Source organism: Granulicella sp. L60, assembly GCF_009765825.1.
Lineage (GTDB): Bacteria > Acidobacteriota > Terriglobia > Terriglobales > Acidobacteriaceae > Edaphobacter.
The window spans coordinates 777,214-789,198 of the sequence record NZ_LMUR01000018.1; the positions used below are offsets into that span (position 1 = coordinate 777,214).

At 52.5% G+C, this 11,985-nt stretch carries 9 protein-coding genes; all 9 read right to left on the bottom strand.

Annotated elements, in window-relative coordinates; all coding sequences use genetic code 11:
• Positions 1–295: 295 nt before the first annotated feature.
• Positions 296–1,228, bottom strand: coding sequence for an AEC family transporter (locus GSQ82_RS13660; RefSeq protein ID WP_158792798.1), 933 nt, complete (start codon positions 1,226–1,228; stop codon positions 296–298).
• A 452-nt stretch (positions 1,229–1,680) separates the two neighbouring features.
• Positions 1,681–2,493 (bottom strand): alpha/beta fold hydrolase, encoded by an 813-nt coding sequence (locus GSQ82_RS13665; RefSeq protein WP_158792799.1) that lies wholly within the window; start codon positions 2,491–2,493, stop codon positions 1,681–1,683.
• A gap of 327 nt (positions 2,494–2,820) precedes the next feature.
• On the bottom strand, positions 2,821–3,213 hold the full coding sequence (locus GSQ82_RS13670) for a carboxypeptidase-like regulatory domain-containing protein (protein ID WP_158792800.1): 393 nt from the start codon (positions 3,211–3,213) through the stop codon (positions 2,821–2,823).
• Between the two features lie 46 nt (positions 3,214–3,259).
• Entirely contained in the window at positions 3,260–4,381 is a 1,122-nt protein-coding gene (locus GSQ82_RS13675; RefSeq protein WP_158792801.1) for an alpha/beta hydrolase, read from the bottom strand.
• 497 nt (positions 4,382–4,878) lie between these two features.
• Positions 4,879–6,294 carry a DUF418 domain-containing protein gene (locus GSQ82_RS13680; protein ID WP_158792802.1) on the bottom strand — a complete coding sequence of 472 codons (1,416 nt, stop codon included), beginning with the start codon at positions 6,292–6,294 and terminating at the stop codon, positions 4,879–4,881.
• A gap of 640 nt (positions 6,295–6,934) precedes the next feature.
• Positions 6,935–7,861 carry a hypothetical protein gene (locus GSQ82_RS13685; protein WP_158792803.1) on the bottom strand — a complete coding sequence of 309 codons (927 nt, stop codon included), beginning with the start codon at positions 7,859–7,861 and terminating at the stop codon, positions 6,935–6,937.
• A 425-nt stretch (positions 7,862–8,286) separates the two neighbouring features.
• Entirely contained in the window at positions 8,287–9,240 is a 954-nt protein-coding gene (locus GSQ82_RS13690; RefSeq protein ID WP_158792804.1) for an alpha/beta fold hydrolase, read from the bottom strand.
• Between the two features lie 141 nt (positions 9,241–9,381).
• Positions 9,382–9,834, bottom strand: a complete 453-nt coding sequence (locus GSQ82_RS13695) for a cupin domain-containing protein (RefSeq protein ID WP_254061642.1) — start codon at positions 9,832–9,834, stop codon at positions 9,382–9,384.
• Between the two features lie 88 nt (positions 9,835–9,922).
• Complete coding sequence (locus tag GSQ82_RS13700) at positions 9,923–11,527, bottom strand: GMC family oxidoreductase (RefSeq protein WP_158792805.1); 1,605 nt, start codon at positions 11,525–11,527, stop codon at positions 9,923–9,925.
• Between the last annotated feature and the right edge of the window lie 458 nt (positions 11,528–11,985).

Sequence of the window (11,985 nt, forward strand, 5' to 3'; positions counted from 1 at the left end):
TCACTTGACGACCTACGATGTTGCCAGTTATCTCTTGAGACGAATTCATCGAATATACCTTATGGGTAGATAACACATCGAAGCTTCATCTATTCCTTCGTGCGGGCACTTTCGAGAATCAAGCTGAAGGAACTCTCTCTGCAGCAAGTGTTCGAACGGATCGCCGACCAGCTCATCAGCAGGTTGCAGAACTGTTGCCTTGGAACCTTGCCGTCGGAAAGAAATGGGACACACCTAAATAGTTATCCACTTATTTTAGGTGGATACTATCGATGCAGTCCGATAGTTAGGCAGCCTAGTACCCATTTAACAGATACAGATAGAGCGTCACAGAAAAAAGCGATCCAATTGTAGAAAACAGAATGGCCGCCGACGTCGTCGATGCTTCCCGATCATAAAACTCAGCCAGCATAAATGGCCCTGTTCCCGTGGGTAACGCGCTGAGCAAAACCGCTGATTCTGCCCAAAGCCTCGGCATAGAGAAAACATGGTAGGCAAGCAACCACGTTAGCGCGGGATGCACGATCAATTTGAGGGCCACCAGTTGCATCGAGACGCCGATGCACAAGTCCAATCTCTTCTCCGCAAGGAACAGCCCCAGGGCGACGAGAGCGCATGGAGTTGAAGCCGCACCTAGCAATTTCACAAAGGCTTCAATGCTGGATGGAAGTTGTCGCCCTGTGACGGCGACAAGGATTCCCAACGCCGGTCCGAGCAGCAATGGATTGCGAATCAGTTGCTGCGCTACATTCCGGACGGTATGACGGACGCTTCGTTCAGTCTGGAGTCCAGTCTCGATAACGATGATGGCTCCAGCGAACAGTATGCACACGGTGAAGATGGTATTGATGGTGGCCGCCGCCAAGCTGCCCGCACCCAGAGTTGCCGCGCACAATGGCAGACCGATGAAGCCTACATTCGCATACGCGGCGTTTAGCCCGTCGATACTCGCATCGGCAGCGTGCGATTTTCTCTTCCGAAGCGAGAAGGTCAGGATGAAAAGACCTTCAGTTCCCAACCCGATGGCTGCTAGAAATCCCGGCTGGTACAGCTCTCTAAAGTGGACCTTCGCCATGACATCGAACAAGAGTGCAGGCAGCGCCAGATAAACGACGAAGCGATTCAGTTCCGAAGATGCCTGAGGACCAAGGACCCCTGACCTCCGACAAAGATAGCCTGCTAGGACGAGAGCAAAGATCGGCAGAACAATCGCCAACGTTGAAAACATGTCTATTCTCACAAGTGCACTTATGAAGTGTATGCCACAGCTTCCCGAACGCCACATCACAGGCCGACCCTACAAATCACCCGCACGTTGCTTGGTCGTACGCATCAGTCGCAAGAGGTTCCCGCTTAACTGTTCGTGAGGCCGTCCACGGTGGGTACCTGTTTCAGCGGCGCCAGGGTCAACGGTGGAAACTTGTCGTAAGGCCTAGCTCGGAGCCATGAGAGGTTATGTTGGATTGGCCATAGGATGACTCTTGTGCGAACTTGAACTAGGGGAAAGCGAATAATGCCCCCCTATGATTGCTTCGGAAAAAGACCTGTGCATCGCGACCAATTCATCCGAAGAGACCTGGTTGAGAGTTCACTAACCCTCGGTACCATTTCGTTATCCTGCATCAAGCTCGATCAGAGTCTGGACAAAGGCAAAGATCACACTCCAACAGTAGTTCTGAATCAGCCCTTTGTGGCAGCGAGAAACCTCCCGAGTAGGTAATTGAAGGTTTTTGCATCCTGCCAAAAAGGAGCATGGCCAACGCCCGGCAAGCGAAAAACTGTTCCGCCCCAAAGATGCTGGTAGTGAAGAGGGTCGAAGTAATCCAGGTTCAGAATGGGGTCCTCGGCACCGTTGATCATTCCGATCGCGATAGATGCGTCTTCAATCACTTCACGCTGATTTACGCCCAAGCCTTCTCGCGAAGCTTCGAACACTCGCTTGCGAAACCGTCCGTCCGCTCTCTTCGCTGCCTCAATCAAGAACTTCTCCTCTGACCCTGAGAAAATTCGTCGAACAAAAGCCTCTGCGTCATCATCGGACCAGGTGTCTTTTCCGGCCGCACTGCCTGTCGGCGTCTTCTTGAAACCCTCTGATATATCACTTATGCCGTTCACCTTTCCTACTGGCGGCGCTCCGCTGAGCAATAAGGCTTGGAGCTGCAGATGGCGCGACAGTAATTCGATCGCGATGTGCCCTCCAAGCGACCACCCTACAACCACAGGCCGCTGAAGTCGCATTGTCTCTATTACTTCTTGCGTCGCGTCTGCAAATCCGGGTAAGGTGTAGGTCTGATGGGGATGGGGCGAGTTCTCTGATTCCCCATGTCCCGGAAGATCAAAGGTGATCATCCGGTATTGCTCATAGAACTCGCTTGTCATCTGGCGCTTGAATACCTTTTGACAGGAAGAGTTGCCATGGATGAAAAGGACTACGGTGTCGCCCTGTCCATATTCTTCGTACGCTAAAATTCCATGCGATGTGCTGATGAACATTGAGTCTGGTTTCCTTGTGAATGTATTGAAATGAGATGGATCAGGTGACGAATAACCTATGGGTGATGCAAGGCTCTGTGGTCGCCATGGTATTTTTGGCAGCTACCCGCCAACTCACCGCCTCCATTGACGAGTACATTTGATAGCGGATATTACATCCCTTGGACTGATCAATTGTGTCGCCAGCTCCTGTACGTCCAGAAGCGAAAGTGATTTCCATTCCACATACTTCTCAAACTGTTCAGAATCAGTTCTACTCGAGTTAATGCTGCCACCGTAAGCAATTTGGGGGCACATAGCCATCTGTATTTCAGTTGTGAATAGGTGCTAAAAAGGCTTCGATGGATACACACTATAGATCCACGTTTCAGGTTTTACGCGGTAATCGCTGCATCGATTCTCGACTTTACCGACGAGATCGACCTTAGAATCCTTTCCTTCCGCAACAGATACTTCTCTCACGGAAAGGTGAGGGCCGGCTTCAACGACCTTGTAACCACCAGGCTTTAGGCTGTCTGCTCTATAGCTTCCATCACATTTGGCCATTACGCCGACCACTTCTCCACCAGGGATACTTGTTACTACAATCTGAGATTCGGGGTCCGCGTTTCCTGTAATAGCTCCGGTGACGGAATTCATTTGAGCTGTTGAAGCCTGCGCCGAAAACAACAAGATTGAGAGACAAGTGACCAGGGACGGTAAAGATTTGAGTTGAGACACGAGTTCTCCTGATGGGCTGGAAAGATATGGATTTTCGGTCACAGGTTCAGCGACTACATAGTTCGGCGGACACCGTTGGAGTGTAAATATTGCCGTTCGGTCCGGGAGTAGGCTGTAGATGGAAAGTCAGGCTATAGGCATCCGAACCCTTGGGAGTCACGACCATTGTGTAATTTAGATAGCGGATAAACCACTCGTTCGGCTCCGTCGTAAGCAGTTCGGTGCGGCTGTCGTCGTCTGACTGGAAGCCGATAACAAAGAGACGGTGGTCGTGAGTTTGAAGCGAGAACCGGCGCTTATCCGATGCGCAATATGTTCCGGCCAGGCCGGCAAGTTCGCTCTCCAGTGGCTGGCGCAAGTAAGGCCCGTAGATGCTATACAGCGCATCGATGCCGTCGGCGAACGCTATTGTTTGATGACTCTGGTTCTCCGCGATCCGCAACCTCCATCGTAGTGATGGCAAATGTGCGGAGGTCATCTCTGCATCCAGCGTCTGCAGTCGTCCATCATTGGGTTCCAGCCCACCGACATCGGTAAACACCCGCGCCTTCACGTCATGGTCTTGAGCCACCAGACCCTTGGCATCACGGAGAAGCACATTGTCTTGCCAGACCATGGATGGGCTGGAAGCATAAACATGCTGAAATACATCAGGCGCGTGAAGAAAGGCATAAAGCGCAAAAAATCCTGCCATAGATTGCCCCGCGACACCGTTATCTCCCGGAATCGTTCTATACCGGCCATCAATAAAAGGCTTCATCTCTCCCAGGAGGATCTTCAGGAAGTTCGCTGCCCCGCGTTTTTCCGGTACGTCCCAATGAGAATCTTTCCCTGCCGTAGGCAAGTCCATGGAGTAGGAGTCGCCATCTGTAAAGTCGATTCCGACCACGATAATCTTAGGGATGTCGCCTGCCGCGAGAAATCGCGTCATCTCCGCGAAGTAGGGACCGAAGGTTTCTCCGCTGACGACATAGAGGACAGGGTATCGATCTGTTCCCGTCTCATAACCTCGCGGCAGGAACACGCTCAATTTGTACGTAAGATTATTCATCTTGGAGGTGATCTGATGGCGCACGCTCCTCGGAATCGCCACCTCTGAGGGAAGCACTGCTGTTGCCTGAGCCGCCGCCGCAATGCAAGACGCTGAGAAAAGCGATGTCGTCAGCACTGTCCGGAGCGCGATCCTGCTACAAAATGTCATGTCTGACCTAACCCTTTTTTCACCGAAGGCACTGCTGGTTGTTCAATAAGGCTAATTGGATGAATCGACGTCGTCTCAAAAGCTGCAGTCGCATCTTTATAAAGCAGCATCCTCATTGTTGAGGTTCCTGCAAGTCAGTGCTTTCGAAATAGTCTCAATAAATAGGTGACTCAAAGATATTGGCTCAATGTGACATTGCGAAAAGAGTCTGGCGGTAGAACTAGGTGCGAGACCGAGCCGCCGGTTAAACGTTGCTGAGATGTGTGCGTGAGTTCGGAATCCGGCAGCTCCTGGGTTCTACGGAGCCTAGCTCGGACAAATAGCTGTGAGGGGTCGCATCCGCCGCCGCCGATGAAGGGGACTATGACCGACTGGGAACAGCCCTCAAGGGGTTACACTATATCGCCTTCGCTATTCTCATGGCGACGAGACTCATCAAATGCGCATTCACTACTTCGTAACGTCTAGGTGTCTTTCTTCGCGATCAGCCAAGGTTGTGGCTTCCAGTATGTCAGTGAGCGCCATAGCCACTCTATCGGTCCGAACTCGAATAGGCGTAGCCATAGTGTGCTGACGGTCAGGTTTACCACCCACACCGCGAGCACAAAATAGGTTAGCTGGTAATATTCCAGCTTTCCGTAGAGCTTCCAAGGACCCCAGACGAATACTGTCTGACACGTGATGCTGGTGAACAGGTAGTTGCTCAGAGCTGTTTGTCCCACAGCAGCGAAGGGACGCAGAACTCTTTCGAATACACCGCTTTTGATAATGATCAGCAATACCGCTGTGATTGCGATCGCTCCCGTCAGTTGTGTGAGCCCATAGGGAATGAATATCCATCTGTCCAAAACCAAAAAATCGAAACCACTTGCGTAAGAGCGCAGGAGGCCGATGACATAAATCGGCAGAGAGATGAAAAATCCGATTGCGGCGGTGGCAAAGTATGTTCCATAAGACAGCTCACCCGTCAGGAAGCCATTCTTGAGCAGCCCCATTCCGATGAGCATTACACCCAGCGGACCAAAGAACTGAAAAGCCCAGTTAGAACCGGCTTTTTTAGGTCCATAGGATAACCCCGAGTTCCACAGGTGCTGGAGATAGCTTTCGTGGAGGTCAGACATGCTGTGGTCAATGCTTGCTGGTGTTACCGTATTGGCGTCGACCACCGCCTTCCATTGCTGCTGGAGTTTCCTGTCCTGCGGCGTAAGCCGCTGGCCCTCTCGACGATCTGAGGATGAAGCGGCAACCTGACGCGCGAGAACCATATCGTCGAAACCGCCGAATACCTTCATATAGCCATAGCTGCCAAGGGTTAATGCAAGCAACGATCCGGCAAGGATTAGTGCTCGCGGCTTGAGCATGCGGCAAGGATAGAGGAAGAGGAGTCCGCACAGTCCGTATTTGAAGATTATGTCTCCGGCCCAGATGAAACTGCCATGAACCCAGCCGATGAACGTAAGCCACATATTCCGCCGAAGGTAGATGTCGGCAACAACTGCTCCATTGCCGCGTCTTTCGGCACGATCGGTCAGCAGGATGACTCCAGCTCCAAACAGCAGCTCGAAGATGCCGCGCATCTTGCCTTCGAAGAACATCCACTTGATGAATAGCGTGACGAGGTTTATCAGCGCGTGCGGTCCGGTGAAAGCCGGCAGAGGGCTTCCCACAGGGATATCGTGGAACATCTCAGGCAGGGCAAAATCGTCGATGTTGAGAAGAAGGATACCCATCATGGCAAACCCTCGTATGACATCTAAGCTTGAAATGCGGTCCGCGCGCTCAACCGGAGCGGTCATTCTTCGCGGGCCTGCAAGTTCTTCATTTGCGTTGGTTTCAACTGGACGGTCCAGACTGTATAAGACGTTCGCGGCCAAACTCATCGAAAAGCTCTCCTTGATCGGATAAAACAAGACACCAGGTGTAAGGGTTCAACAGCATTGTCCATCTGGCCGAGAACCAAGATGTCGGGTTTGAAGACGCCGAGACTCAAGGAGAACATATGGATGATTACCGAATGTGCGATTGACGATTTGCAGTGGAGAGCAGTCTGTCATCCAGACCGCATTTCCTGCCTGCACGTTATGAAATATGTCGATGTCCCAGCGCAATGGATGAATGAACTTCAACAAATGCGTTAGGTCGTCTCGGGGAGACTGATCCACGCACGCGGACTAGCGCGCGGCACCACAAAGATCGTACCGGCAGGAGCATCAAAGTGCTCTTCGTCACAGATACAACGATGGCAGCATGCAAGAGCCACAATAATCTCATTTTCGTTTTCATGAATGTGCATGGGCGACCCGCCAAGGGAAGCCACATCCAACTCTGTGAGGGAATAATTATCGCCACCGTGAGCTTCCACCTTGTCTGCAAGGGCAGCGTGGGCGTGTGTGGTGCCAAAGCCGAGATTCACCACATAGGTGAATTTGGTCTGAGAAAGTAATCAACAAAAACGCGCTCCCAGAAAGTGAAAGGGATGGCCAACTCGAGGCCATCCTTTGGTAAGAAGTATCGTCAATATCAGCGGTTGGGGGAGCAGGCGCTCGAATTCAAGCTGTTCGGACGATAATCTCGTTGAACAACGGACTGCCATGCGGTGTGCTGCAGTGCAACGGCGAGATCCGCGGGAATGCCCAGATCGCGCGCGGTTTGTTCACTCTTCCCAAACATCCGTACATCAACTCCTGTGACGGTCTGGAAGAGAACGAGCCCGTTAAGATAGGCGCCATATTTGCTCGGGTGGTGAAAGCCCGCATCGGTGGGGGTATCGGTTGTGGACGGCTCGCTGTCCGGCTGGTAGTTGAAGCTTAGAGAGATTCCTGATGTTATATCGCTATATGGATTCGGATTGGCAACGCCTGTGCGCCAAGCGAGGGCCCACGCATCTCCGACGGGGGCGATGTCGCGGATGTGACGATCCTGAGCAGCGGCGCTGAGATAGGCATTGCGATAAGCGGCCGTCAGCACGTCAAGGGATTCGAGGAATTTGTCGGGGGAGAATGAGGCTCCATCGGCGGTCGCATCGAGGTAAGCAGTGTCGGCCGGCGCCCATGTCGAATAAAGGTATATATTCGCCTGTGGAATGGCGCTATGGACACCGCGCTCGATGTTTTGGACAGCGTTGCAAAATTCCTGCGGATTGCTCGCATTGTCCTTGGTCAAACTGCTGGGGATAGGCTCGAAACTCGCCTCCTGCAAAACTACGGCATCCCATAAGGGGCGGGTGATCACGTCTTTAGCCAAGCTGTAGTTCTTGGTGAGCGTCGTAGCTGAGATAGCCTCGATGTGGACATCGTATGGAAGCTGTGCTTCGTGAGCCAGTTCGGCGAAAATTCCAGGTATCCCTCCCCAAGGTCCTTCTTCGCCGGGAGTGTCCTCCATACGGCCTATGATAGAGATATCGAAGTTCTCGTCCACAACAAGAGGAGAAGGTTCTGTCGAGCCCACCCCTCCAGTACCTGGAGTATTGTGGTACGTCCTAACGGGAAGATAGCGTCCGTGCGTAAAGCTATCTCCTACAAATAGGATATGTTTCGTTGGAAGCTTTCCGATATTGCTCTCCTGGGAACTTGCAGGAATGGCAGCGGATAGTGTCAAAAGCGTTGTGATTACGCAGGCAAACTTTTTGGTCATTGGACGAGTGCGACTCCTTTTTTTCTACGCGAAAGCGTTGTCTTGGTGAGACAGCAATCAGACTGTGTCACCAAGCTTATGATGCAGTTTGAAAATCAGCTTTGAAGTTACATAAAACTATAGTGTGCGTGCTGGCTTCGAATATTGTTAACGAGAGGGCGACTACATGTTACTGGCCATGGAAGCATAGCTCTCACGTTATCAACCTCGCGTGTAGCCAAGTGCAATTCCGCCTGCCGCTATCTCAGGAAGGCGTCGATGGTGGTCATGGTTTTCTCAGTCTCTTCGATGAATGGGAAATGGCCGCTTTGCTCGAACCAGGCGAGCTTCGCCTGAGGCGTGTAGCGTGCATAAGACGCGGCCCAGCTTGGGATCGAGATGCGGTCATACCTGCCACTGATAATCAGAATAGGGCTCTGAATCTTCGCCAGGCTCATACGGAAATCGAGTCTACCGATATCGCCTCCGATGAGGAAATCCGCATCTTCCCCCGCGATTGCGCAATACACCTCTAAGTTGATCTGGACTCCACTCTCCTCAAGAGTCTTCGCTTTTCCGGCATTGTAAAAGTACATGAGCGAGAGTGGAATATTCGCGACATCCTGATATTCCTTGCTACAGGTATTGTGCCCGGCGGCCCTGACACTCTCGATCTCGTTCCAGGTCTCTGGAAATTGGTTACGGATGTTAAGAGCTGTACTCTGATTATTGGCCTGCCACATCTCACCGCTGTAAAAAGTGTCGGACAAGATCAGATGGCTTACAGCCTTTGGATACTGCAATGCGTATGCCTGAGCGACCATCCCCCCATACGAGTGACCGAAGAGGTCGATCTTCCCGAGGTGCAGCGCCTCCCTCAGCGCCTCCACATCTCTCACGTCGCGGTCGAAGCTGTACTCGGTAGGATCCTTCGCCTTTTCTGATTTCCCTCGTCCAAACGAGTCAAAGTAGATCACGCGATGTGTCGCTGCGAGCACGGAAAAATATGGATGAAAAACATCATGTGAGGCGCCTGGGCCGCCCGCAATTAGTAGCAACGCCGGCCCAGTGCCTTCGGTTTCATACCAGAGCCTCGCACCATCGACCTCAACGTACGCACCGGGTGGATGCTTTACAGTGGTAGCAGCCGAAGCCGACCAACACAGCGCCAGACCAAACGTGCTGCAAACAACAAAAAAGAGAGCTTTCAACATGCCTCCAGATAGATGGGCCGAGAGCGTTTCATAGACCTGCTGGTCGATGTCTTAGGCCTTTGATTTCCGTGATGCGGCTTCGATCGCTGACCCGCGGAAGCCGGGAGTTCAAAATGCGTTGTCACCCCTGACCGTGACTGGTCAGGGGTGAGAATGTCCCGTAGGAGCATTCATTGTTCCCATGGCAGATTCGGACAATGGGAGAGAAGATGTGCCGGCGTAAAAGACGATCAACACGGTTGGGTCGTCACCGGAGGTTCCGCGATGAACCACATTGACGCTTTCCGAAATCGCCTGACCAGTCTTGAAAGATGCCTTCGTTCCGTCTTTCCTTTCTACGGTGAGCGTTCCCGAAAGAACATAGGCTGCATTCGGCGACGGATGGCGGTGCCAGGCTAGCGTCGTATGCGGTGGTATCGTGATCTTCAAAACCGTCAGTTGTGGAACACCACGTGGATAGGACGAATACTTCGTCCCATCCCAGGAAGAAGTGGCCTGCGACAGAACCTCGGTCCGAACAGGAGGTTGAAGGGTCTGGCCGCTTAAAGACTGCAAAATTGAAGACATGATGAAAGCGGTCATAAAACGAGTCACTGGAGTCACCTTACAAATTCTGTATCTGGAACAACTGCGCATTTCGGAGCGGAACCCATAGAATCAGCTGCCCAGGAGGCTATGTTGCTTATTTTGCCCCGAGTAGCATTGCCGCGCGCTCTCCGATTACAACGCAGGGTGCCATCGTATTGCCGGTTGTTACGTGGGGAAGGATGGATGCATCTGCAATACGAAGTCCATCCAGACCATAGACTTTGAGCTTGCTGTCCACAACCGACATCTCATCGCGCCCCATCTTTGCGGTACACGACTGATGCCAGAAGGTAGTCAGATCATTCCGGAAGAACTCGACCAGATCGCCTCCAAAGAGCGAACCTGGCAATGATTCCTGACCGCGAAATCCCGCCAGCGCAGGTGCATTTCCAATAGCACGAGCAGTCTTCAAACCCGCAATCAGGGACTTCAGATCCTCTGGGTTTTCAAGATATGCTGCATTGACTCTCACAGGATCCGAGGCGTTTGCGCCCATCAGATGGACGCTTCCTCTACTGGCAGGCCTCATACCGATGACCAGGGACCATACGTCTGCCGGTGGCGCACCAAATCGCTTCACATTCTCCGTGCTAAGGGATGCTCCGCGCCGAGAGTATGCATAGAAGTCTGGCGCCTCGAGCGCTGGATCGCTCTTCCAGAAGCATGCTGTCTTGCCCCGAGGGACAGGGGCTGGTGGATCTCCCGCTACCTCCCAGAGGGCACCGAATGCGACGTGATCGTGCAGATTCCGTCCTACACCCCGGAGAGACTGAACGAGTGGGATCCCAAAGCGGTTTAGTTCCTCTGGGTCACCGATGCCGGACTGCATGAGTAACTTTGGTGTCTGGATCGCACCTGTTGAGAGGATGACCTCCTGAGCAGCTCTCACCTGGTGGAGCTGACCGTTCCAGAGGAACTCCACGCCGACCGTTTTCTTGCCTTCAAACAGCACCTTGCTGGCAAGCGCGCCGGTCAATACCGTGACATTGGGCTGATTCATCACCGGATAGAGGTAGGAGCGGTAGATCGATTTCCTCTGACCTTCAAAGATGGTCTCATCGACGACGGCACAGCCGGCTGCCTCCTCCATCATCCGGCCGTTTGCATTGGGAAAGCGTGGCATGCCTATCGATTCCGCTGCATCAAGGACGGCGAAAGAGAAGGGTACGAGATCAGCTGCGGGTTGAACGTGAATTGCCCCGCTCGTTCCGCGGTATTGAGGATCGGGCGCACCGCTCCATGCTTCAATCTTCTCGCGATAGAGTTTGAGGACAGCGTTATATCCCCAGGCTTCATCTCCTGCTTCCTGCGCATAGAAGTCCCAATCAACACGATGTCCGCGCGACCAGGTGGCAACATTGATACTCGACCCTCCTCCAAGAACCTTCCCCATAGAGTATGGAACGGCGCGTCCGTTCAGATTTGGATTTTGCTCCGCTACAAAGCCCCAGTCGAGATCTGTTCCGAGAGTCATCCACCAACGGTTGGGATCTATAACAATCTCAGATTCGTCTGAACCTCCGGCCTCTAATACGAGCACCCGAATGTTTGGATCGGATGCTAACCGGCCAGCGACAACGGATCCGGATGAGCCGGTGCCACAGACGATGAAATCATATTCGGTCGCTAAATTCGAAGCCAACGCCTGTTGGTTCATCAAGACGCTTTCGCGGAACGTCGTGGTCTGATCATTCTTCATGGAAAGATCTCCTTGATCTATTAGCATTTGCTTTGATCGATGTGATCGCCGCGATATTGCTAGTATTCGTTTTTGCCACATATCGTGCTTGCGAAAAAGTCTCACGAAGTGGAAGTGAGGAAAGCGAGGAGCAAGATTGACGAAGCCTCGCGGGTACCCGTAGAGGTGGAGAAACATTTGTGCCAAATCCATGAGGGCGTGGTTTTCCCGTGAGCATTCCGGGACGGGACGAAGATCTCCAATTGATCAACATAGCGTTCATATCCTCTTGTCCTATTCTCTAAAACCAAGTGCTCAGTAAAGACGCTGCACTTAACGGCGTGCAGGCCGAGTGCATAACCTGCTATAAATCAGTTGGGCTGCAGTCGAAGTTGTTGAATGGCTCTAGTCGTCTTGATCAACGAGGTCGATTGACGAAGGTAACGTGGCGGTGCATCTGATGTGGTCCGCGCTAAGGT